This is a genomic window from Streptomyces griseicoloratus (assembly GCF_014534645.1).
Lineage (GTDB): Bacteria > Actinomycetota > Actinomycetes > Streptomycetales > Streptomycetaceae > Streptomyces > Streptomyces griseicoloratus.
The window spans coordinates 81,436-104,907 of record NZ_JACVQF010000162.1 but is presented as its reverse complement, the minus strand read 5'-3'; the positions used below and the strand labels follow the sequence as shown (position 1 = coordinate 104,907).

Here is a 23,472-nt window from a genome sequence, read left to right as displayed (position 1 = left end):
GTTCGATCCCTCGATGGAGTGAAGCACACATCACGTTCCCTTCGAGGCATGAACCATTTAGGCTCCGGGCACGTCCTCATGAACAAACCGGCAACCCAGCCGGCAGGACCGACACTGACCGACTGCGCGAACCCGTACGACACACAGACACGCACTACGGCACATTCGCCGCCAACCGGCAACAGCCGGCCCCTCGGAAAGATTTTTTCGAGGAAAAGCCACGAGCGGGAACGTTTTGGGGCTGGTTGGATGTTGACCCTGGTACGACAGCTCGTCGAGCTAGAGAAGAGGCGACGTGACTACTGTTCTGACTTCCGCGAGCCCGCTGACGGCCGCTGATCGCTGCGACCGCTGCGGCGCCCAGGCATACCTGCGCGTCGTCCTGCTGAGCGGCGGAGAACTGCTCTTCTGCGCCCACCACGGTCGCAAGTTCGAGCCGGAACTCAAGAAGATCGCCGCTGAGATACAGGACGAGACGGAGCGGCTGACGTCCGTTCCCTCCTCCGCCTCCGAGGAAGAGCGCTGACGCTACGCGCGCAACGACGAGCGAGACCGGCACAGGCCGATCAACGGGCGGCCGCCTCTGCACCACAGAGGCGGCCGCCCTCGCTCGTATCGGGTGATCCCCGAGGAGCCCGTCAGGGGCTCTCCAGGCTCTTCGGCTTCTGCGCGTGGGCTTCCCAGCCCAGCGCCCGCAGAACGGCCGAGATGCGCGTGTAGACCCCGGGGCTGCCCGGACGCCCGCAGCCGTCCCCCCAGGACACGAGCCCCACGAGCCTCCCCCGGGCGACCAGCGGACCGCCGCTGTCGCCCTGGCAGGCGTCGGGGCCACCGTCCTCCTCGCCGGCGCACAGCATGGTGTCGGCGACGTACCTGCCCTTGCCACCTCCCGGGTACGCCCGCTTGCACAGCGCATCGGGCAGGACGCGGAGGCGGGCCGCCCACAGGCGGTTGGCGTAGTTCCCCGAGCCCGAGGTGTCCCCCCACCCGTAGACGACCGCCCCGGTCCCCGGCCCGTACGCGGGGTCGCCGGCGGCGGCCATCCCTATGGAGGAGCCGGCGGGGAGGGCTTTCGAGAGGGTCAGCACGGCGAAGTCGCCGGTTTTGTCCTCGGCGTCGTACGCCGGGTTCACCCAGACGTCGCGCACGGCGATCTCGTGGCCCTCGTCCGACAGCAGGGCCGTACGGCCCGCGATGACCTTCAGGTCACGCACCTGCTGGTACGGCGATCCCAGGAGCTCCTCGGCCAGACAGTGGGCCGCCGTGAGCACGGTGGTCCGGCCGACGGCCACACCCCCGCAGAACTGACCCGCCCGGGTACCCCCGAACCGGTCACGGCTGGACAGGGCCACCGTCCACGGGCTGTCGGACGCATCGACCGGGAAACCTCCGACGACGATGCTGTCTGCGGCGGCGGGGGCGGCGGACACCAGGGGTATCGCGGTCGCCGCGGCCGCCAGGACCAGCGGCCGGGCCAGGGCCCGGGCAAGGGGGCGACGCATGCAGGCTCCTCACTCCGAGGTGGTCATGGGACACCCAGAGTGATCCAGCCGACCGCGCCCCGCACCCGCTGGCCAGTAAGAAGGCCCGGTTCCCCGCCTGGGGAACCGGGCCTCGTCGGTCCTTCGGGCCGCGGCCTAGTCGAGGTAGTCGCGCAGCACCTGGGAGCGCGACGGGTGACGCAGCTTCGACATGGTCTTGGACTCGATCTGGCGGATGCGCTCACGCGTGACGCCGTACACCTTGCCGATCTCGTCGAGGGTCTTCGGCTGACCGTCGGTGAGACCGAACCGCATGGAGACGACGCCCGCCTCGCGCTCGGACAGGGTGTCCAGCACGGAGTGCAGCTGCTCCTGCAGAAGCGTGAAGCTGACCGCGTCGGCCGGGACGACGGCCTCGGAGTCCTCGATGAGGTCACCGAACTCGCTGTCGCCGTCCTCGCCCAGCGGGGTGTGCAGCGAGATCGGCTCGCGGCCGTACTTCTGGACCTCGATGACCTTCTCCGGGGTCATGTCGAGCTCCTTGGCCAGCTCCTCCGGAGTGGGCTCGCGGCCCAGGTCCTGGAGCATCTGGCGCTGCACGCGCGCGAGCTTGTTGATGACCTCGACCATGTGCACCGGGATACGGATGGTGCGGGCCTGGTCGGCCATCGCGCGGGTGATCGCCTGACGGATCCACCAGGTGGCGTACGTGGAGAACTTGTAGCCCTTGGTGTAGTCGAACTTCTCGACCGCGCGGATCAGACCGAGGTTGCCCTCCTGGATGAGGTCCAGGAAGAGCATGCCGCGGCCGGTGTAGCGCTTGGCCAGCGAGACCACCAGGCGGAGGTTGGCCTCCAGCAGGTGGTTCTTGGCACGGCGGCCGTCCTCGGCGATGATCTCCAGCTCGCGCTTGAGCTTCGGCGCCAGCTTGTCGGAGTTGGCCAGCTTGTCCTCGGCGAACAGACCCGCCTCGATGCGCTTGGCCAGCTCGACCTCCTGCTCGGCGTTGAGCAGGGGGACCTTGCCGATCTGCTTGAGGTAGTCCTTGACCGGGTCGGCGGTGGCACCGGCCGCGGCGACCTGCTGGGCCGGGGCGTCGTCCTCGTCCTCGTCGGACAGTACGAAGCCCGCGTTCTCGGTGCCCTCGGGCTCGTCCGCGACCTTCGTGTCCTCGAGCACCTCGTCCTCGAGAAGCTCACCGTCGTCCTTCTTGGCGGTGGTCTTCTTGGCCGCGGTCTTCTTGGCGGTCGTCTTCTTCACCGCCGCCTTCTTGGCGGTGGTCTTCTTTGCCGCCGCCTTCTTGGCCGGTGCCTCTTCCTCGACGGCGGGGTCGGTGGCGGGCGCCGCCGGGGTGGCGGGAGCGGTGGCCTTCCTGCTGGTCACGGTCTTCGCCGCGACCGTCTTGGTGGCGGTGCGCTTGGCGGGGCTCTTCGCTGCGACGCTCTTGCGGGTGCGCTTGGGCTCTGCGGCACTGACCATCAGCGTCACACCCTCTTCCTCGAGGATCTGATTGAGGCTGCGCAGTACGTTCTTCCACTGAGTGGCCGGAATCTGGTCAGCTTCGAAGGCCCGACGCACGTCATCGCCGGCGATCTGCCCCTCAGCCTTTCCCCGCTCAATGAGCGCCATGACAGAGACGGACTCGGCGATCTCCGGCGGGAGCGTACGGGATGTGCTGGCCGACACGAACAACCTCTCGGAACGTTGGAAAACGGCTTCCGGCCCCGTCCACTGGGGACAGGAGCCGACCGCCGGCTTGGGGATGGGCCGACGGCGCGGGCGGGGGCCGGGGAGATGCACAGCGCCATGAACGGCGTCCGTATTCCCTCCGCGGCTGTCACCTCTTAGGTCATCGCGCTGCCTCCACGAGCGTTACGCCCAATCCGCGTGGCCCGAGTCACACCCCGTAAGCGTTCAAAACCTGTCAGAGCTGGACAATTACGGCCATTGATGGTCCGGTCCGGCCGCGCCCCGGGATCACCGTCTCATCACACCATCGACCTCATACCGTCGGACCCCGCGGAATCGCGAGGATTCCGCGGGGTCCGCGGCTGCGGCGAACCGGCCGGCCGCTGCCATAGGAGGGGGATGGCAGGCCCGGCCCGCGCCGTTGCGGCGGAACGCGGTCAGTGCTCGCGCGGGGCGGGCACGACCCGTTCCACCTCGGGGTGGACCGTGAGAAGTTGGCGCATGGCCGCTTCGGCCGCCGCGCCGTCGCCCGCGGCGAGAGCGTCGACGATCCTGCCGTGCTGCGCCAACGACGCGTCGTTCGGCCGGTCACAGCCCGTGACCGGGCCGCCGGAGACCTGAAGCGCGGCGGACACGATCCCGGAGAGGTGCTCCAGCATGCGGTTGCCTGCGACCTGGATGAGCAGCGTGTGGAACTCGGCGTCGGCGCGCGAGAAGGTGAGCGCATCACCCTGGCTCATGGCGTGGTTCATGATCCCGACCATGTCGGACAGCCGCTGCTGGACGTCCTCGCGCCCGTGCCCGGCGGCGAGACGCGCGGCGAGCGGCTCGATCGTCCAGCGCAGCTCGCTGAGCTCCCTGCGCTGGTCGTCGCGCTGCGGCCCGAAGGCCCGCCACTCGATGATGTCCGGATCGAGGAGATTCCAGTCGCTGACGGGACGCACGCGCGTGCCGACGTTCGGACGGGCGCTGACCAGGCCCTTGGCCTCCAATACACGGAGCGACTCTCGGACGACGGTACGGGACACCTCGAAACGCTGGCCGATCTCCTCCGGCACCAGCGGACGGTCCGCACCCAGGTCGCCCGAAACGATCATCTGTCCCAGCTGCTGGACGAGTTGCCCGTGCAGTCCGCGCCCGCGGCTGCCCGCGGCGCGCCGGCCCACGCGGCCCAGCTCGGGCTCCGCCCCCTCCCAGGCGGGCGTCCCGACGCGGTCGACGGCGGACGCCTCGGCGTAGGGGTAGGGGTCGAGTTCGCCCGGGTTCGTGAGGCCGGAGTCGGCCGAGCGGGCGGCGGTCATCATGGTGTGCGCAAGGGTACTCACGCATCCTTTGTCGGCGCCGTTCCCAACTCCCTTGAGGTCTTTGGTGAAAAGCACACGAAAGGGTGATCGCTCACCCCGTCGCAATTGACGCCTTATCGGAAAGAAATGGGCTTTCCCCGGGGAGTTGCGCACACGGGCGGGCCGAAAGGGTGCGGAAGCGAAGTCATCGGACCCTGCTGCGCAGGTTCGTGAACAGATACGCGCAGAGGAGAGCGGTCAGTGACAACGTCAGTGCGCTGCCCACGGGTTGACCGATCACGCGCAGCGCCCCGGCCAGGTAACGCTCTCCGCCGAAGGGCCACTGCGCCAGGAACACCTCCCTCAGCCGCAGCGGAAGCCCGGCGGCGGTCCGCACGGACGGACCGTCCCAGGCCTTCTGTACGAGGGGTACGACGAGGACGGGCACGGCGAGGACCGCGGCCAGCCCGGCCGTGGTGGACCGGAAGACGCCCGCGGCCAGCACACCCGCCCAGGCGCACCCGACCACCAGACCGATCCAGCCGGCGCCCAGGGTGATCCAGTCCGAGGGAATCCGCGCCAGCTCCCCTCCGTAGAACAGATAGAGCACTTCGGCGTCGCAGCCCACAGTGAGGACCGCCAGCATGACGGCGGTGGCCGCCGAGACGATGAGCTTGGCGGTCAGCAGCCCGAGCCGCCGGGGCACGGTGCCCCGGTCCGCCGCCAGGGCGGGATGGCGGAACTCGTCACCGAAGGCGAGTGCGCCGAGGAACCCCGCGCCGAGTGCCGCGGGCGGCAGCGGCAGCTCCTGCGGCCACGCCACCAGCAGGCGCGGCTGCGGGGTGTGCCCGATGCGTGCCAGGACCAGTGCGGTGAGCGCGGACACGACGAGAACGGCGGCGCCGGTGAGGAACCCGGTACCGATGCCTGCGGCGCGGCGCAGTTCGTAGCGGAGCGGACGCAGGGGGCTGGGGGCGGAGCGCACGGAGATCGGGGGCGGGAGCGAGGACATGGCTCCACGGAAGGCGGCATCGCCGGCATCGAGTGCGCCGCGCGTGGCCGCCACCCTCCGGAAGCCCGCGCCCGCGCCACGGGGCCTGCCGGCCAGGGTGGCGGCCAGGGAGCGGGGGGCGTACATGTCGGCGGGGGGTGCGTCGGCAGCCCGGGGTGGGGATTCGTTGGCTGGGGGTTGGGGGGTGTCGGCTGGGGTTTGGGGGGTCTTGGCTGTGGGTTGGGGAGTGTCGGCTGAGTGCCGGGGTTCTTTGGCAGAGTGCTGGGGTTCCTTGGCTGACGGTCGCGGGCCGTCGGCGGTGGGCTGGGGGGCGTCGCCTGAAGGCTGGGGCTCGTCGGTCACGGGTCGCAGACCGCCGACCGAGGAGTGGAGTCCGTCGGTCAGGGGCTGGGGATCGGCAGCCGAGGGCCGTCGGCCGCCGACCCGGGACTGCGGCCCGTCGGCCGAGGGGCTTCGGCCACCGACCCGGGACTGCGGCCCGTCGGCCGTGGATCGCAGGCCGGCGCGTGGGGACCCGAGCTCGTCGGCCAGGGACTGGGACTCGTCGGCCGAGGGGCTTCGGCCACCGACCCGGGACTGCGGCCCGTCGGCCGTGGATCGCAGGCCGGCGCGTGGGGACCGGAGCTCGTCGGCCAGGGACTGGGACTCGTCGGCCGAGGGCCGTCGGCCGCCGACCGGGGACTTCGGCCCGTCGGCCGTGGATCGCGGGCCGGTGAGTGGGGGCTCGGCTTCGTCGGCGAGGAGCAGACGCGGTACGGGGGCGAGCATGGCGGCGTCGGCCGGGGACCGGGGTTCACCGGCCGGCGACCGGGGGTGGTCGTCTGCCGGCTCCGGGGATTCGTCGGACAGCGGCTCGGCGTCGGCGGTGGAGAGTCTGATGGCGGCGGCGGACGGCCGTGCTTCCTCCGGCGGAGCTGCGCCGTCGGCGGCGGGGGCCTGCCCCGAGGCGGCGGGCCGCGCTGCGGCGGCGGCCTGCTCCGGCGGCTCGGCGGGTGGGGGGAGGGCAACGGCCGGCCGGGCGGGCTCCCCCGGGGCCGAGGTGCCTTCCGGTGCCTGATCCGGGCCCATGGGCGCCTCATCCGCTTCCGTACCCATGTCCCCGACCTCGTCGGCCAGTTGGTGCACGAGGATCCCGTGACGGAAGGCCGTCTCGCCGACGGCGGCACACGTACTGCCGTACACGGCGAGGCGATTGCCGCTCTCGCGCACCACCTCGACGGAACGGTGAGCCGTGCGGGCCTCCTTGGTGAGGAGGGCGGCCAGCCGTGCGGCATGCGGGCTGCGGACGGCGACGCGCGGGCGCAGCCGGGTGCGGGAGAAGTCGGCGGCGTCCTGGTCGGCGACGACTCTGCCCCGCTCCAGCGTGACGACGTGGTCGGCGGTGCGTGCTGCCTCCTTGGGATCGGCCGTGCTGAACAGGACGGTGCCGCCCTGCTCCGCGTGGGCACGCAGGGTTCCGTGCAGCCAGCGGGCCTCCTTGACGGAGAGAGCGCGTGCCGGGTCGTCGAGTACCAGGGTGTGCGGGTCGGCCAGCAGCGCACAGGCCAGTCCGAGCCGGCGGTCCATGCCGCGCGAGAGGGTGCCGAGGCGCTCGTCGCGCAGGCTCACGAGGCCGACCGCCTCCAGGACTTCGTCGGCGCGCCGGACCCGGACGCCGGCCGCCGCGCACAGCATGCGGAGGTGGCCGCGGACCGTGCGGGCCGGATGCCCCGGTACGTCACCCAGGAGCACGCCGACTTCTCGCGACGGATGGGCGACGCGATGCAGGGGGCGGCCTCTGAAGTAGGTGATGCCACGTCCCCGTTGGAGTTCGAGCATGAGTCTGAGCGCTGTCGTCTTGCCTGCGCCCGATGCTCCGAGCAGTGCGGTGACGCGGCCGGCCCGCGCCTCGAAGGAAACGTCGTCGACGGCGGGGGGAAGCTCCTTGCGGGGGTTGCTGGTCAATCCGAAAGCCTGGATCACCCGCAGCAAGATAGCGTGCCATATCCGATTTTTCGGGCACCGAAGGCCTGTCGTGGCCAGGACACAGGCCCGGTCGGCCCTCTGCCCGCCGTCGCCCCGGGGTCCGGTCCGGCCCCGGGGTCAGACCTCGGGCCGCAGCATCGGTGGGTTGAGCAGCGTGGCGCCACCGGCACGGAAGAGCTGGGCCGGGCGACCGCCCTGACGCGTGGTCGTACCGCCGGTGGGGACGAGGAACCCCGGTGTGCCCGTCACCTTGCGGTGGAAGTTGCGCGGGTCGAGTGCCACGCTCCACACCGCCTCGTAGACCCGGCGCAGCTCCCCGACGGTGAACTCGGGCGGGCAGAACGCGGTGGCCAGCGAGGAGTACTCGATCTTGGAGCGGGCCCGCTCCACCCCGTCCGCCAGGATCTGCGCGTGGTCGAAGGCGAGCGGTGCCAGCGGCTCGCCGTCACGGCCGTAGCCGCCCTGTTCCAGCAGTTCCTCGACCGGCGCCCAGCGCGCGTTGCTGGCGTCACCACCCGCCCGCGGCGCGGGGAGGTCGGGGGCGAGGGCGAGGTGGGCGACGCTCACCACGCGCATCCGGGGATCGCGCTTGGGGTCGCCGTACGTGGCGAGCTGCTCCAGGTGGGCGCCGTTGTCCTGGGCGGGCGCGGCGGGGTCGTGGACGCACAGGCCCGTCTCCTCCGCCAGCTCCCGCGCCGCCGCCTGTGCCAGGTCCTCGTCGGCCCGTACGAATCCGCCGGGCAGGGCCCAGCGCCCCTGGAAGGGCGGCTCGCCCCGGCGCACCGCCAGCGCGCACAGGGAGTGGCGGCGCACGGTCAGCACGACCAGGTCCACAGTGACGGCGAAGGGCGGAAAGGCTGACGGGTCGTAGGGCATGCGGCGATCATAGTCGTCTTCCTGACGATAAGCACTCCCCTCATCGGCCGCATCGGCGGCCCGTCCACTCGGTCCGGCCATGCTGATCACCGTCTGCCCCCGATCGTCGCTCGGTACAGCGTCATACCAGGTCACACCCCGAGTTGCAGCCCATCGGCCGCCTCCTCGACCATGGCCAGACCGAGCCGGCTCACCCGTACGGAGAACGGGGCGCCGGCGACCCGCAGCCCCGTCAGTCCGATCTCGCCCAAGGGGGCACTGCGCAGGGGGTGCAGGGTGACCGTCCCGGCCGGGGCGTCGGGGCGAATGCCCGCGAGCGTGGTCAGCAGGAGGACGCCTGCGGCTGCCGCGGTGGCGGCGGGCCGGCAGGCCGCCGGATGCGGCAGGGGGGCGCTACCGGCGGTGCGCTGTACCCCCGCGTACATCTCGGGCAACCGGTGCCCGAAGGCGTCGGCGGCGGCCAGTACGCCTCTCAGCAGCGAACATGCCTCCTTCTCGTACCCGGCGGCGGCCAGTCCCGCCACCGCGACCGCCGTCTCCTGGACCCGTACGGCGCCCGCGCGATGACCGAAGGGGTTGTGTCCCGCCTCCTTGGCGGCGAGTCCACGCAGTCCCCAGCCCGAGTCCATGGCCGGGCTGCCCAGCAGCCGGGCGAGGTGACCGGTCTGTGCCGCGTCGAGCAGGCCCGGCGCGTGCGCGCCGCCCCCGAGCAGCCCGGTGTCGAGCAGGTGGGCAGCGGCCGCACCCAGGTGCGGGGCCGGGCGCCCGTCCGGGGTACGGGCCGCCGCCGGCCGGCCGCCGCCCGGCCCGTCGATCCAGAAGTCCTGCCGGAACTGCGCCCGGAGGTGGCGGGCCCACTGCCGCAGTCCGTCGCCACCGGGCCTGCCGCAGGCATCGAGGAGATCTGCGCCGAGCAGGGCCGCACGGTGGGCGTGCGCCTGCGTCTCGCAGCGGACAGGCCCGGCGGGGTGCGGCTCGTGCACGTACGTGCCGTCTCCCACCGCGGTCCGCAGCCAGGTCAGACAGCGCTCGGCCGCCGGCAGCAGCTCCTCCGTCTCCTGGTCGCCGAGCCCCCACCGCCGGGCCTCGGCGAGGAGCACGGGAAAGAGCAGGGTCGCCTCGGTCCCGGTGCAGCCCGGCGGCAGGTGCGGGCCGGCGTCACGTCTCGGTCCGGGGATCATGCCGGACCGTGGTCCGGCACCGAGGAGCTGGGTGCGGGCGAGGGTCCGCAGTGTGCCTGCCGCGAGCCGGGTGCCGAGGGGGAGCGCCATCCGGGCGGCGGCCAGTGCCTCCGCGGGGGCGAGACCGCAGCGCCAGGGTGCGCCGGCCGCCAGATGGGTGTCGGTGGGGTGCGCGGGATCGCGCAGCAGCAGGGCCCGAAGGTCTTCGATGCTCGTCCGCAGGAGCGCGGTGGCTCCGGGCGAGTCGCCCGCCGCTTGGGCGGAGGCCAGCGGGTTGGTCGCACCACGGCCCACGGCCCGGACCGGACCCGCGCCGTCCGACCGCACCCGCAACTCGAGGCCGGTGCTGGCGCCCGGAGGCAGCTGGAACACCCACCGCAGGAGTCCGGCCGAGGCCAGCGCGTCCGTGGGCGGTGGCACCGCCGTGACCGTCGCGCTGCCGTCGGCGCAGGACCAGCGCAGGCCGGAATCGTGGACGCTGGCAGGCAGGTCGGGGCCCGCGTTGCCCGAGGCGATGGTTCCGAGGTCGGCGAGGTCCGTGCCGAGGGCCACCTCGACCGGGAGCCGCAGCGGACGGGGTGACCAGTTGTGCAGCGTGATCCGCTCCGTGCCGTCGGCATGACGGCTTCGCTCGACCATGACATCGGGGTCCGGTCCCGAAGCGGACGGCGTGCGGAGAGTCCCCACGAAGCGGGCCTGGTCGGCGCCGGTCGTGCGGGCCTGGGACGGGAGCGGCTCACGTCCGGCCACGCGCAGGCGGCACCGGGAGAGCAGGCGTCGGCCCGCACGGTAGACCCCTTCCAGGCCCTGCCCGGTCAGCTGTCCCTGTTCGGAGGAGATCACCAGGCCGGGGAGGGCGACACAGATCATGGAGGTGTGGGTGGGCGGCAGGTCGGCGGACCGGAGGGGAGGGTGAAGTGGGGCACCGCCTCCAGGTGCGGCCGACGGCGCTGCCGGAGGCCTGCGCTGCCCCGTCGGCGAGCCGACGTCCTGCCCCGCGCCCGGGTTGCGGACATGGTCCGTCGGCCGGCCGGGGCTCCGGTTCGGGCCGCCCGGTCCGATCGGCCGGACCAGGCTGCTGCCCGGCCTGAACAGTCGTCGCACGGCCCGGTCGGCGGCGGAACCGTTGTCGGTGGTGGCGGAGGGCGGAGTCGGCTGGTGCATATGAGGGCTCTTCCTCTGCGCTGGTGTGCCTCGGGCGTGTGCGGCGCCGTGTGAGAGGCGGTTCGGCGGATCATGGGTGGAGCGGCGTATCAACCGGTCCCGGCGTTCCGCCACTCAGGTGAACGCAGGGGGAGTCCTCCGGGTCACGCCCACGGCCGCGTGCCCGCATGGACGCCGACGAAGGCACGGACCGCGACGCCCGGTCCCTGCCGGTGACGGCACCTCTTGCCTCGTGGCAGACGACATCCCTTGCCCTTGGAATGGGGGACAAGACAGGCGGCCGTGCTCGGGTCCGGGCCGTGCTCGCCGTCCATGACCGGGTTCACACGCGTCACCCACCGAGCGCCCCGCCGCGGTCCGTCACCCCTCTCCCCCGGCCCCGTGTTCCTCCGCACGTGTGTCCTCCTGGCAGACGCCCGCACGGCCCCCGGCTCCCTTCTCCGCGACGCGCGGACGCGCACGGCTCGTCGAGGCGTCGCCGGGGCGCACGCCACCGGCCGGAGTGCGGGAACGCACGGAACTCGTGGGACCCACGACGCCAGCCCCCGGCTCACGGCCCCGTGTCCTCGCCCTGCGACGGACTCCGTCCGCCGAGGCGCTGGAACGCGTGCGGCGACGACGACCGGGATGGTCCCCCGCCGTGGGAGTGGGCTCGGTCGCCTGCCCGTCGACCGGCTCGTCGGCGTCCTGACAGTCCTCCGACCAGGCGGTGTCCGTGGGCCCGCGGTCACGGCCCCCTCGTTCCGCGCGCAGGCAACGGCGGATCGACTCCGGGTCGAGGCCCTCGTTGCAGGCCTGGTGCAGGAGGCGGGCGAAGAGGTAGTCGGGGTCCGCGCCCAAGGCCATGGCCAGTGCCTCCCGGGCCTCCAGCTCGTCCCCCGTGGACCATGCCACCCATCCCGCGAGGGTGAGGGGCGCGGCCGCGTGTTCGCTGTACGGTCCGACGCAGCGACGGGCCAGGGCCCGCCAGAGACGAAGGGCGGAGCTTGCCTCGTCGCCCTCCATCCACTCGGCCGCACGGTCGCGGGTCGTGCGGTCCTGCAGGCCGAGGATCAGCCTCGCCGCCTCGTCGTGCCCGAGCAGCTGGTCGTCACGCAGATCAGCCATGAGTGAGCCGGACACGGGCGCGGCCTCGGCGAGGCGGTCCATCAGCCGCTTCGCCAGGTCCAGCGTCTCCTCGGCCACGTCCGCCCGGCTGGCCTCGTCCAGGATCCTGCGGACCAGCGTCATGCCTGCCGCGTCGAGGGCCACCTCCTGCTCGACGGCGGCGGAGTTCTCCCAGGGAAGCAGCCTGGCCCTCAGTTCGCGCAGCGAGCCGCGCACCTGGATCCCGGCGTAGGTGGCCGCGGCGGCCAGCACGGACGTGCCCGGCAGCCCCATCGGGACGCCCTCGGCCGGGCAGCAGGCGGCGTCGTCACAGCAGTACGACCAGAAGCGGCCGTCCGAGATGCACAGGGCCTCGATCACCGGTACGTCGAGGGAGCCGCACTCGATGCGCAGTCGCTGGGCCAGCGGCCTCAGCCGTGCCATCACCTGCCGGCCGGTCTCACCCGGCTGGGGTTCCTGGCAGAGGTAGGCGACCATCTGCTCGGGCCGGGCGCCTCGGCGCTCGCTGCCGGTCACCAGGCCGTGGACCAACTGTGTGGCCGCCGCCGGCCAGTCGTCCGCATGCGCGGGAATGCCGAGGCGGGCCCGGCCGCCGAAGCGGCCCCGGCCGTCGCGGTCGTGCAGGGCGACCAGGACGATGCTGTCCTCGGGGCGGTAGCCGAGCAGATAGGGCAGAGCGTCGGCCAGTTCGGCCGGGGTGCGCAGAGTGACCTGGTGTTCGGCGCCGCCACGGCAGTCGTACGAGGTCTGCACCTCCTGGTCCGGCCTGGCCCGCCCGGTGATGTCGCCGTTCTCGGATGATCCAGTGGTTTCGCTGTGGTTCGTCATGGCCCGACGATCTCGCGGAATTGAATGCTCCGCTTTGGCCTGTGGATAAGTCCGATCATGCACGCGTCACCCCCCTCGATCTCGCGCCGGCGACGCCTGCGACAGCTCCCCCGCTGCCGCTCCCAGCCCCGGAACGCCCGGTTGTCAGTCCCGTCCTGTTCTATGGAAGGCATGGAGCACACGAGCAACACGGATCTCCGGACGGCGGCCGACGCGGTCCTCGCCCGTCTCGTCGGGGACGCCTCGGGCGCCGCCCGGCTGCGCGACGACCAGTGGCGGGCGATCGAGGCGCTGGTCGCCGACCGGCGCCGGGCCCTGGTCGTCCAGCGGACGGGGTGGGGCAAGTCCGCGGTCTACTTCGTGGCGACCGCGTTGCTGCGTGCCCGGGGCAGCGGCCCCACCGTCATCGTCTCCCCGCTGCTCGCTCTGATGCGCAACCAGGTCGAGGCCGCGGCCCGGGCCGGCATCCACGCGCGGACCATCAACTCCTCCAACACCGAGGAGTGGGACGCGGTACAGGGCGAGATCGCCTCCGGCGAGGTCGATGTCCTCCTGGTGAGCCCCGAGCGGCTCAACAACCCGGACTTCCGTGATCAGGTGCTGCCCAAGCTGGCCGCCGCCACCGGGCTGCTCGTGGTGGACGAGGCGCACTGCATCTCCGACTGGGGCCACGACTTCCGTCCGGACTACCGACGGCTGCGCACGATGCTCACCGATCTCCCGCCCGGAGTGCCGGTACTGGCCACGACCGCCACCGCGAACGCGCGCGTCACCTCCGACATCGCGGAACAGCTGGGGACCGGGGGCACGTCGGACGCGCTGGTACTGCGCGGCCCGCTGGACCGGGAGAGCCTGAGCCTGGGGGTTCTGCGGCTGCCGGACGCCGCTCACCGGATGGCCTGGCTCGCCGACCACCTCGCCGAGTTGCCGGGCTCGGGGATCATCTACACGCTCACCGTGGCCGCCGCCGAGGAGGTCACGGCCTTCCTGCGGCAGCGCGGGCACACCGTCGCCTCCTACACCGGCAAGACGGAGAACGCCGACCGTCAGCAGGCCGAGGAGGACCTGCTCGCCAACCGGGTCAAGGCGCTGGTCGCCACCTCGGCCCTCGGCATGGGCTTCGACAAGCCCGACCTGGGATTCGTGGTGCACCTGGGCTCACCGTCCTCGCCCATCGCGTACTACCAGCAGGTCGGTCGCGCGGGACGCGGTGTGGAGCATGCCGAGGTGCTTCTCCTGCCGGGTAAGGAGGACGAGGCCATCTGGGAGTACTTCGCCTCCCTGGCCTTCCCCCCGGAAGACCTGGTGCGCCGCACACTCGACATCCTCGCGCGTGCCGAGAAGCCCCTGTCGCTGCCGGCCCTGGAGCCCCTGGTCGAGCTGCGCCGCTCCCGCCTGGAGACCATGCTCAAGGTCCTCGACGTGGACGGCGCGGTGAAACGGGTCAAGGGCGGCTGGATCGCCACCGGGCAGCCGTGGACGTACGACGCGGAGCGGTACGCCTGGGTGGCGCGGCAGCGGAAGGCCGAACAGCAGGCGATGCGGGACTACGCATCGGCCACGACGTGCCGGATGGAGTTCCTGCAGCGTCAACTGGACGACGAGGGCGCCAAGCCCTGCGGTCACTGCGACAACTGCGCCGGCCCGCGCTTCACCGCGGACACCACCACCGCCGCACTCGACGCCGCGCGGGTCGATCTGGGGCGGGCGGGTGTCGAGGTGGAGCCACGCCGCATGTGGCCCACCGGGCTGCCCGCGATCGGAGTCGACCTCAAGGGGCGCATTCCGGCCGGAGAACAAGCCGCGTCGGGCCGGGCGTTGGGACGGCTGTCCGACATCGGCTGGGGCAATCGGCTGCGCCCCATGCTGGCGGCCCAGGCTCCGGACGGCCCGGTGCCGGACGATGTGGCGAAGGCCGTCGTGGCCGTGCTGGCCGACTGGGCCAAGGGGCCGGGTGGCTGGGCCTCCGGTACGACGGACGCCCAGCCGCGTCCGGTCGGGGTGGTGACCGTGGCGTCGCGCACCCGGCCGCAGCTGATCCAGTCCCTCGGTGCGCGCATCGCCGAGGTCGGGCGGCTGCCGCTGCTCGGTTCGGTCGAGTACACGGGCGCGACCGTCCGCGTGTCCCGCAGCAACAGTGCCCAGCGGCTGAAGGCACTCGACGGCACTCTCGCGGTACCGCCCGCCGTCGCCACCGCGCTCGCCGGACTGGAGGGGCCGGTACTCCTCGTCGACGACTACACCGAGACGGGGTGGACCCTCGCGGTCGCCGCCCGCCTGCTCCGCCGCGCAGGCGCCCAGGGAGTGTTGCCGCTGGTCCTGGCCGTGCAGGGCTGATCGGCGCCAAGCGGCTCACACCGCCGACGCCTCACCGCAGGCGCCTCACCGCAGGCGTCCCGTACCGCCGCGGGTGGTGTCACGCACCGCACGGTGAGAGGACTCGTGGGACGAGGCCGCGGGCGTCACTCGGCGACGGCCTGGGTAGGGATATAGAACGCACATCGTCCGATAAGGGTCGCCGGTCCCAATTGCTCGTTGCCGCATCCAAGTTCGACAGGAAGAATTGAAGTCCGCTCCCCGCACGGCTCGTCCGTGATCCCGGTAGGGCTTCACTGCGGTGCGCGCTCCCCGAATCCGACCCCGCCCGCAGTATGGGCGCGTAGCCGAAGGGAGGAACGTGACCTTCGGATTCGCTCCGTCCTCGGCGGCATCGTTGTCGTCGTCCGCCGCTTCCACCACTCGCATGCTCGAACCGGCGGAGTGGGCCGCCGCCGGGATACCACTGCTGCGCAATCCCCGGGAGGTCGTCAGCGGACTCCACTCCCGGCACGACCCCAAGCCCGCGACCGCGATCGTGGCCGTGCTCGATCCCGACGAACGGCTGCGCGCGAGCGCCTCGTTCACCAGTCGTCCGACCTCGGCCGACGGGTGGATGTTCCGCAACGTCCTGCTCGCCCAGCTGCGCCGGGTCATCCCGCACGACCTGCGGCGCCGCACTCCCGTGCGCACAGCCGTACTGGTCTACTGCCGCGACGGCGATGCGCGCTGGACGGAGGAGGACGGCGCATGGATGTGGGGGCTGCGGGACGCGTGCACACTGCACGGGCTGCGCTGCGGGGCCTACATCACGCTGACCCGTGACGGCTGGCAGGTCCTCGGCGAGGGTCGCGGCGGGCGCCGGCCCAACGCGGAGTCGACGCCGGAACCGTTCGCCACGTCGGAGGCACCGCCCCCGCCGCCGCGCACCGGCGGCGTCGCCTCGGACGTGCTGCGCCGCGCGGCGGCTCGCTGAGCGTCCGCGGCTCAGCGCCCGGCCGGCCCCGCACGCCGGTCGCCTTCCGCACGGCACGTCTGCCCCGACTCCCCGGCACACACCGGTGACGCCGCGGCGCGCCTGCCGTACAGCACGCAAGAAGTCCCCGTGTGCCACCAGGCCCCTCGGAGCCGCAACGACCGCCGGCCGCCGCTTGACGACGTCGCCGGTGGCGCGGCACCGAGGAAGTGGGGCACCCCGCCCCGGACCACCTCGGCCACCGAGGCACACCAAAGCCGCCACCGCGCGGATGCCGGCACGGCGGTCCCTACGTCACCCCGGCGTTCTCCGGGTGCGACGGAGCCTGCTCAGACGCCCGCGCCCAGCACGGAGTTGATGCGCTGCGGGTCACCGCAGACGATCAGCAGGGCACCGGCCCGGGAGTGGGCCAGGGACAGGGCGGTGACGGCAGCGTCTTCGGAACCACCGTTGATCGCGACCACGACCACGGACCGCGAGGAGGCACGCTCCGCGACGGCGGCGTCCGCGTAGAAGACGTCGTCGCCGGCGTCGTGCTGCGCCCAGTAGGCGGCGTCGCCGAAGGACAGCTCATGGGTGGCCCACGGGTGCGGCTCACCGGTGGTGATCACCAGGACGTCGCCCGGGGCACGACCCGACTCCAGCAGCAGGTCGACCGCTTCCTCGGCGGCGTCGAGCGCGCCTTCGGGCGAGGCCGGGATCAGCTGGATCTGCGGGGTGGCCGCGGAGGCGGCGGGAGCGGCCGGACCCGACGGTCCGGGTTTGGCCGTGGCGGCGTCACGCGACGTACGTTGCACCGGCGGCGCCGGCCGGAGCGGGCCGGGACGACCGGGGCGCGGCGGGGCCGCGGGACGGGGGCCGGGTACGGGGCGAGGGGTCGGCGCGGTGCGGCCGCTGGCCGGCGTGGCGCGGGGACCCTGGGCACTCTCGTGAATCTGAGGCTCCTCGGGAATGAGAGGCATGAGTTGATATTTATCAAACGTTGGTGCGGCTCGCGTCGGCGGGTGGCACGTATGCGCGAACGGAACCGTCAGAAATCGAAGCCGAGCTGGCCCTCGATCTCCGGAACGCTTCCCTCCGCCCAGCTGCGGGCCTTCTTGAGGTGCCGCCACTGGGGCAGCGCATCAAGATACGCCCACGACAACCGGTGGTACGGGGTGGGGCCCCGCTCCTCCAGTGCGGCCTTGTGCACGGGCGACGGATACCCGGCGTTGTCCGCAAAACCGAAGTCTGCATGGTCGATACCCAGTTCGGCCATCATTTTGTCGCGCTGGACCTTGGCGAGCACCGAGGCGGCAGCGACCGCCACACACGACTGGTCGCCCTTGATCACCGTACGAACCTTCCAGGGAGCCCCGAGATAGTCGTGCTTGCCGTCGAGGATGACGGCGTCGGGGCGGACCGGCAGACTCTCCAGAGCACGCACCGCTGCCAGTCGCAGCGCGGCGGTCATCCCCAGGTCGTCGATCTCCTCCGGGGAGGCGTGGCCCAGGGCATACGACGTCACCCACTGCTGCAGTTCCGCGGCGAGTTCGTTGCGTCGCTTGACGGTCAGCAGCTTGGAGTCGGTGAGGCCCGCCGGCGGCCGACGCAGTCCGGTGATCGCCGCGCAGACGGTCACCGGGCCGGCCCAGGCGCCGCGCCCCACCTCGTCGACACCGGCAATGATCTTCGCTCCGGTCGTTGCGCGAAGGGAGCGCTCGACGGTGTGAGTAGGTGGTTCGTACGGCATGGCGCCCTTAGCCTACGCCGCCCTGTTCCTCTCGCGACACCCGGTCCCCCAGCGTCGCCCATGCCGAAGGCATCCCGGGATCAGCCGTGGTCGGGCCTCAGCAGCGGAACCATCAGCCGGTCGATCATCTCCTCGATCTCCTGGTCGTTCCATTCACTTCCGCACACCTTCGAGCGGTACATCATCATCGCCGGTACGACATCGAAGACACAGCCGTTCGCCGCGTCGCGCCGCACCTCACCACGCTCGATTCCGCGGGTGATGACGTCGCGGAGCATCGCGATGGTCGGCTCGACGACCCCCTCGAAGATCACGCCATGGAAGCGCTCCGCCTGCATGCTGTCGCATTCGTGAATCACCGACCGGAGGGCGAATCCGGGACGGGAGAACATCGCGTCGCGCGCCCGACGGCACAGCGCGAGCAGGTCCTCGCGCACGCTCCCGAGATCGGGAACCGTGTCGAAGCGCGGCAGACCGGCCCGCAGCGCGTCCGCGACGAGATCCTCCTTTGACGGCCAGCGCCGGTAGACCGCCGCCTTGCCCGTCTGGGCGCCGGCGGCCACACCCTCCATCGTCAGACCGTTCCAGCCGACGGTGCCGAGTTGCTCCAGGGCGGCGTCGAGGATCGCGCGCTCGAGCACCGCACCACGCCGGCGGGAGCCCGTCTGGGCGGAGGCGGCCGCCCAGTGCGAAGTAGCCATTCGGATGTCTCCAGGGAACAGAAAGCGGGGGATTCCGGGGAAAGGGGGCGCCGCGCAGCCACAACGGGGGACCGGCACGCGACGACGGCATAAGTGAACGCTTGCGTTCACTGTCGGAGAGTCACTACCGTTGACGCAACAGTGAACGCGATCGTTCACTAAGCCATTTCTGGGGGACCCATAGTGACAACCTCTCCGTTGCTCCAAGGCCAGAAACCAGGGGCGGCCCGCCGGGAGGGGCATCCCGGCATCGCACTCACGGTCATCGCCGCCTGCCAACTCATGGTGGTACTCGACGCGACGATTGTGAACATCGCCCTCCCGCACATTCAAGACGCGCTCAAGTTCAGCACCACCGACCTCACGTGGGTCGTCAGCGCCTACACACTCACCTTCGGCGGCCTGCTGCTGCTCGGCGGCCGGGCCGGTGACATCCTCGGCCGGCGCCGGGTCTTCATGTCCGGCATCCTGCTGTTCACCCTCGCCTCGCTGCTCGGTGGATTCGCCCAGGAACCCTGGCAGCTGCTGGCCGCACGCGTCCTGCAGGGCGTAGGCGGAGCGATCGCGTCGCCCACCTCGCTGGCACTGATCACCACCACCTTCCCCGAGGGCCCGGAGCGGAACCGGGCCTTCGGCGTCTTCGCGGCCGTCTCGGCGGGTGGTGGCGCCATCGGTCTGCTGGCGGGCGGCATGCTCACCGAGTGGCTCGACTGGCGCTGGGTGCTGTTCGTCAACGTGCCGATCGGCGTGCTGATCGCCGTGCTCACACCGCTGTACATCAGCGAGTCCGAGCGGCACTCCGGCCGCTTCGACATCGCCGGGGCGGTGACCTCGACGGCGGGTATGGCGTCCCTCGTCTACGGCTTCATCCGCGCCGCGGAAGAGGGCTGGCGGGACGGCCTGACGATCGGGTCCTTCGGCGCCGCGGTGGTCCTGCTCGTGGCCTTCGCGCTCATCGAGTCCCGGGCCAAGGAACCGATCACCCCACTGAGGATGTTCGCCGACCGCAACCGCTCCGGCACGTATGTGATCATGCTGAGCCTGGCCGCGGCGATGTTCGGCATGTTCTTCTACATCGTGCTGTTCGTCCAGAACGTGCTGGGCTACAGCCCGATCGAGGCCGGCCTCGCCTTCCTGCCGGTCACGGTGGTGATCGCGCTCGGCGCCGGTCTGTCGCAGCGGTTCCTGCCCGTGTTCGGCCCGAAGCCGTTCATGCTCGTGGGCTCCACGCTGGCGGCGGTCGGGCTGGCCTGGCAGGCGCTCATCAGCTCCGACAGCTCCTACGTCGGCGGCGTTCTCGGTCCGATGCTGATATTCGGCTTCGGCATGGGCCTGAACTTCGTGACGCTGACGCTCACCGCGGTCTCCGGGGTCGCCCAGCACGAGGCCGGTGCGGCGTCCGGGCTGCTCAATGCCACGCAGCAGGTCGGCGGATCGATCGGCCTGGCCATTCTGACGACCGTCTTCGGCACGGCGAGCAGGGACGAGGGGGAGAAGCAACTGCCGGACTTCCTCGCCAACGGCTCGCCGGAACAGAAGGCGGAGTTCGCCAGGACGCACCAACTGCCCGCTCCCTGGGGGCACGACGTGCTGGCGCAGGGCATTTCGGCCGCCTTCGTCCCGGCTGCCGCGATGGCCGTCCTCGCGATCGCCACCGCCTGGCTGGTGATCCGGGTCCGCAAGAGCGACCTGGACGCCCTGGCCGGCTCGGCCGGACCCGGCATGGGCTGAGGGGAGCGGCGTACTGCGGGTCGGCGCGGGCCCGCCGACGGGCGTCATGGCACCCCGTCGGCGTCTCCCCCGCCGACCCGCGACGGCGGGACGTGACCCCGCACCGCCCTGCGGCGGCAACGGGTGGGGGACCCGAGCCGACGACACCCACGGGGCTCGCGGACCTCGCTGGGCGAGACGGCGCACGGCCAGCAGGACGATCAGCGCCGCGAAGAGCAGCACAACAGCCGGAACAAGCGGCACCTCCATGCCACCCCCTCGTGACGGTCCCGTCCTGCGCAGGCCCCATGCCTCGCACAGCGGATGTCACGACAACGCACAGGCGGTCACACAGAGTTCCCGCCATGCACGGAGAGTGCCGACGGCCGGAGTCAGCGGGTCGCGGTCAGCCAGCCGGGCAGCGCCTCGGTCCGCTCCAGCCATTCAGCCGGAGGCGCCCCCGGCCGGCCCGACGCGACCACCCCGCCCACGATGGCGCAGTTCGTGTCCACGTCCCCGCCGACCTGGGCGGTCGTCCAGAAGGCGTGCTCGTAGTCACCGAGGGCTCGCGCGGCCGACCAGAGAGCGAAGGGAACCGTGTCGTGGGCGGTGGTACGCCTCCCACAGCCCAGTACGGCCGCGACCGTGGCCGCGTCGCCGTAGTCCAGCATGTCCCGGGCCCGCCGCAGCCCCGCGCCGACCGCGCTCTTCGCCGGTACCAGCCCGATCACCCCGTCGAGGAGCGCCTCGGCACCGGGCGGGCCGTCGGGAGCCGCTGCTAGTGCGGCAGCCGCGGCTACGGCCATGGCGCCCACCACCGCCTCGCGATGCTGGTGCGTGGGGTAGGCCGAGATCTCGGCCTGATGCGTCGCCTGCTCGGGGTCGTCCGCGTACCAGGCGCCCAGGGGCGCGATGCGCATCGCGGCGCCGTTGCCCCAGGAGCCCTGGCCGTTGAACAGTTGGGCGGCGAGCTCACGCCAGTCGCCGCCTTCCCGGACCAGCCGCAGCAGCCGGTTGACCGCCGGACCGTAGCCCCGGTCGAAGTCGTGGTGCTCGGCGAAGGACCGCGCCAGTGCGTCCTGGTCGATGCGGTGGTGGGCGGCCAGGACGGCGACCACGGAGCAGGCCATTTCCGTGTCGTCCGTCCACTGCCAGGACCCGGGGGGCAGCTCGCGGCGCTTCAGCAGTGGATAGTTCACGGGCACGAAGAACTGTGAGCCCAGCGCGTCCCCGACCGAGAGTCCACGCAGGCTGGCCAGGGCCCGGTCCAGGCGCACGTCGGGAGATGAAGGAGCGGTCATCGCCCTGCCACTCTAGCCGGTGATCCCGTAGGGTTCCGGATCTCGCCAGCGCTCGAAGGGCCGGTCAAGCGTGTACTTGCCGTCGTCCCCCAGAACGAGCATCCGGGTCTCCCCGTTCCCCGGGTTCGACAGCGACTCGAATTCCGCGACCGTCCAGTGGAACCACCGCATGCAGAACAGCCGCATGGCCAGACCATGGGTCACCAGCAGCACGTTCGGCGGATGGTCGGGGGCCTCGAAGCTGCGGAACAGGCTCTCCAGGAAGCCGCCGACCCGGTCGTAGACGTCGGCCCCGGACTCGCCCTGGGCGAAGCGGTAGAAGAAGTGGCCGTAGGCGTCGCGGTACGCCTTCTGCAGACGCACGTCGTCGCAGTCCTGCCAGTTGCCCCAGTCCTGCTCGCGCAGCCGGGGCTCCTCCCGGACGCGTATCAGCTCGGGGTCGAGCCGGAAGGCGCGCAGCGTCTCGTGCGTCCGGCGGTACGGGGAGACGTAGACACTGACGCGTTCACGGCCGAACAGCTCGCGCAGCCTTCCGCCCGTCTCCTCGGCCTGCCGCCGGCCCCGCTCGGTCAGGCCCAGTGCGTGGTCGGGTTCGCGCTCGTACACGGTGTCGTCGATATTGCCCGTCGACTCGCCGTGCCGGACAAGGACGATGCGCCGTGGTCGTGCCATGTGACAACCCTAGATCGACCGGGGCGGGAACCGAGCATTCGTACGGGCCCCATACGGCGTAGGTCACACCATTCCACGCGTCGGCCCCGGGCGGCCGGTCCGGACGGACAAGGTTCCGGCGCCGGCTCCGGGCGGACCGGGACGTCAGACCGTCCAGGCCGGTTCCAGCTCCACGATGTCTCCCGTGAGGGCCGCGATGTCCGCCTCGGTCTGGGCACGCAGGGCGAGGCGCTCCACCCGCTCGGTGCGGTACTTGCCGTGCTCGGCGGCCGACCGCCACATCGACAGCACCAGGTACTCGTTCCCCGGCGCCTCGCCGAACAGCCCGCGGACCATGCCCGGCGAGCCGGCCATCGCGGGATTCCAGACCTTCTCCTGCATGAGCACGTAGTGCTCGGCCCGTGCCTCGTGGACACGGCAGAGCGCCACCCGCAGCAGATCGGCGTCCGTGAATCGCGGTTCGAATCCGGTCTTCACGTCGAATCGATGGTCGAAGAGTCTGACCTGGGCGTCCTTGAAGGTGCCCGACTGCGCCGAGGCGAGCCGGTCGTGGGAGCGGGCCATGAACGAGTCGTAGAAGGCACGGCTCTCCCAGAAGGCGAAGACGTGCGCCACATCCGGCCGCCCACGGCTCCAGCCCCCGCCCTGCCCGCGAAACCCCGGCTCTCCCAGAAGCCCCGCCCACTTCCGCTGCCCCCGCTCGAAACCGCGGCGGTCCACCACGGTGCAGCGAATCCACTTGACCAGCACCGCGCCATGGTAAGGCCAGGGAACGTGGCGCCGGTCACTGTCCGCCGGACCTCTTGCCCTCATGGGCGCCCGCGCGCATGGCAGGATGGACAACCGGCCGTCACTGCTCGGCAGTTGACGTGGACGGGCAGGGCGGGTGACCGGGGAAGGGGAAGTCTGTGAACGCCCTCAGCAAGGGGATCCGCAAGGTCGAGGTCGCGCTCAGGTGGGATCCGAGTCCGGCGGGGCAGCCGTCGGCCGATCTGGATCTCGTCGCCGGGACCTATCCGGCGAGCGATCCGCACGGCGACCCCTCCTATGTGGTGCACTTCGACAGCCGCTCCCCCGACGGCACCATCTACCTCAACCGGGACAGCAAGGACGGCAAGGGCTTCGGCTACGACGAGGTCATGACGCTGGAGCTCGACAGGCTCGACCCCCGGTACGCGCGCGTGGTGGTCGGCGTCGCCATCCAGCAGCGCTCCGGCGAGCGCACCTTCGCCGACGTGACCGGACCCGGTCTGCGCATCCGTGAGGGCTACACCGACCTGGCCGAGGACGACTTCGCTTCCGTTCCCGGGGCGACCGCGGCGACGGTCGCGGAGTTCGTCCGGGACGAAACCGGCGCATGGTCGTTCCACGCGGGCGTCCACGGCTTCGAGGGCGACCCGGCGACCTTCCCGAGGGCCATGGGCGCCATACACCGGCCCTGACCCTCGTGCCCCCTGTCCAGGTGAAGGTGCGCGGTG

18 protein-coding genes are annotated in these 23,472 nt (G+C 71.9%); 5 read left to right on the top strand and 13 right to left on the bottom strand.

Going from position 1 to position 23,472, the window contains the following annotated elements; all coding sequences use genetic code 11:
- Nucleotides 1-295 precede the first annotated feature (295 nt).
- On the top strand, nt 296-526 hold the full coding sequence (locus tag H0H10_RS05500; RefSeq protein ID WP_188179681.1) for a DUF7455 domain-containing protein: 231 nt from the start codon (nt 296-298) through the stop codon (nt 524-526).
- Nucleotides 527-638: 112 nt separating this feature from the next.
- Here the strand turns inward: H0H10_RS05500 and H0H10_RS05495 are convergent, their stop codons facing one another.
- The 7 genes from H0H10_RS05495 to H0H10_RS05465 all read right to left on the bottom strand — a co-directional run bounded on the left by H0H10_RS05495 (nt 639) and on the right by H0H10_RS05465 (nt 12,586).
- Nucleotides 639-1,502 (bottom strand): S1 family peptidase, encoded by an 864-nt coding sequence (locus H0H10_RS05495; RefSeq protein WP_188179680.1) that lies wholly within the window; start codon nt 1,500-1,502, stop codon nt 639-641.
- A 135-nt stretch (nt 1,503-1,637) separates the two neighbouring features.
- A complete protein-coding gene (locus H0H10_RS05490) occupies nt 1,638-3,167 on the bottom strand; it encodes an RNA polymerase sigma factor (RefSeq protein ID WP_188179679.1) in 1,530 nt (509 codons plus the stop codon).
- Between the two features lie 440 nt (nt 3,168-3,607).
- Nucleotides 3,608-4,495, bottom strand: coding sequence for a FadR/GntR family transcriptional regulator (locus tag H0H10_RS05485; protein ID WP_188179678.1), 888 nt, complete (start codon nt 4,493-4,495; stop codon nt 3,608-3,610).
- 163 nt (nt 4,496-4,658) lie between these two features.
- Complete coding sequence (locus H0H10_RS05480; RefSeq protein WP_188179677.1) at nt 4,659-7,427, bottom strand: ATP-binding cassette domain-containing protein; 2,769 nt, start codon at nt 7,425-7,427, stop codon at nt 4,659-4,661.
- Between the two features lie 120 nt (nt 7,428-7,547).
- The gene (locus H0H10_RS05475; protein WP_188179676.1) at nt 7,548-8,306 is read right to left on the bottom strand and encodes an NUDIX hydrolase; all 759 of its coding nucleotides are present in this window, start codon (nt 8,304-8,306) and stop codon (nt 7,548-7,550) included.
- A 131-nt stretch (nt 8,307-8,437) separates the two neighbouring features.
- Nucleotides 8,438-10,357: a glycogen debranching N-terminal domain-containing protein gene (locus tag H0H10_RS05470; RefSeq protein ID WP_188179675.1), complete on the bottom strand. Its 1,920-nt coding sequence runs from the start codon at nt 10,355-10,357 to the stop codon at nt 8,438-8,440.
- A gap of 654 nt (nt 10,358-11,011) precedes the next feature.
- Nucleotides 11,012-12,586 (bottom strand): DUF4192 domain-containing protein, encoded by a 1,575-nt coding sequence (locus H0H10_RS05465; RefSeq protein ID WP_188179674.1) that lies wholly within the window; start codon nt 12,584-12,586, stop codon nt 11,012-11,014.
- Nucleotides 12,587-12,757: 171 nt separating this feature from the next.
- On the opposite strand from H0H10_RS05465, the gene H0H10_RS05460 reads away from it, so the two are divergent.
- Nucleotides 12,758-14,923, top strand: coding sequence for a RecQ family ATP-dependent DNA helicase (locus H0H10_RS05460; RefSeq protein ID WP_188179673.1), 2,166 nt, complete (start codon nt 12,758-12,760; stop codon nt 14,921-14,923).
- Between the two features lie 340 nt (nt 14,924-15,263).
- On the top strand, nt 15,264-15,878 hold the full coding sequence (locus H0H10_RS05455; protein WP_188179672.1) for a hypothetical protein: 615 nt from the start codon (nt 15,264-15,266) through the stop codon (nt 15,876-15,878).
- A gap of 329 nt (nt 15,879-16,207) precedes the next feature.
- Here H0H10_RS05455 and H0H10_RS05450 read toward each other — a convergent pair whose 3' ends face one another.
- The 3 genes from H0H10_RS05450 to H0H10_RS05440 all read right to left on the bottom strand — a co-directional run bounded on the left by H0H10_RS05450 (nt 16,208) and on the right by H0H10_RS05440 (nt 18,311).
- Nucleotides 16,208-16,840 (bottom strand): hypothetical protein, encoded by a 633-nt coding sequence (locus tag H0H10_RS05450; RefSeq protein WP_188179671.1) that lies wholly within the window; start codon nt 16,838-16,840, stop codon nt 16,208-16,210.
- Nucleotides 16,841-16,908: 68 nt separating this feature from the next.
- Nucleotides 16,909-17,610 carry a ribonuclease HII gene (gene rnhB / locus H0H10_RS05445; protein ID WP_188179670.1) on the bottom strand — a complete coding sequence of 234 codons (702 nt, stop codon included), beginning with the start codon at nt 17,608-17,610 and terminating at the stop codon, nt 16,909-16,911.
- An 80-nt stretch (nt 17,611-17,690) separates the two neighbouring features.
- Nucleotides 17,691-18,311 (bottom strand): TetR/AcrR family transcriptional regulator, encoded by a 621-nt coding sequence (locus tag H0H10_RS05440; RefSeq protein WP_188179669.1) that lies wholly within the window; start codon nt 18,309-18,311, stop codon nt 17,691-17,693.
- A gap of 183 nt (nt 18,312-18,494) precedes the next feature.
- Between H0H10_RS05440 and H0H10_RS05435 the strand changes: the two genes are divergently transcribed.
- Complete coding sequence (locus tag H0H10_RS05435) at nt 18,495-20,042, top strand: MFS transporter (protein WP_188179668.1); 1,548 nt, start codon at nt 18,495-18,497, stop codon at nt 20,040-20,042.
- Between the two features lie 371 nt (nt 20,043-20,413).
- Here the strand turns inward: H0H10_RS05435 and H0H10_RS05430 are convergent, their stop codons facing one another.
- From H0H10_RS05430 to H0H10_RS05420, 3 genes are all read right to left on the bottom strand, one after another.
- A complete protein-coding gene (locus tag H0H10_RS05430; RefSeq protein WP_188179667.1) occupies nt 20,414-21,322 on the bottom strand; it encodes an ADP-ribosylglycohydrolase family protein in 909 nt (302 codons plus the stop codon).
- Between the two features lie 12 nt (nt 21,323-21,334).
- Nucleotides 21,335-21,994 (bottom strand): histidine phosphatase family protein, encoded by a 660-nt coding sequence (locus tag H0H10_RS05425; protein ID WP_188179666.1) that lies wholly within the window; start codon nt 21,992-21,994, stop codon nt 21,335-21,337.
- 144 nt (nt 21,995-22,138) lie between these two features.
- Nucleotides 22,139-22,744, bottom strand: coding sequence for a YdbC family protein (locus tag H0H10_RS05420; RefSeq protein WP_188179665.1), 606 nt, complete (start codon nt 22,742-22,744; stop codon nt 22,139-22,141).
- Nucleotides 22,745-22,902: 158 nt separating this feature from the next.
- Between H0H10_RS05420 and H0H10_RS05415 the strand changes: the two genes are divergently transcribed.
- Nucleotides 22,903-23,436, top strand: a complete 534-nt coding sequence (locus H0H10_RS05415; protein WP_188179664.1) for a TerD family protein — start codon at nt 22,903-22,905, stop codon at nt 23,434-23,436.
- The last annotated feature ends 36 nt before the right edge of the window (nt 23,437-23,472 follow it).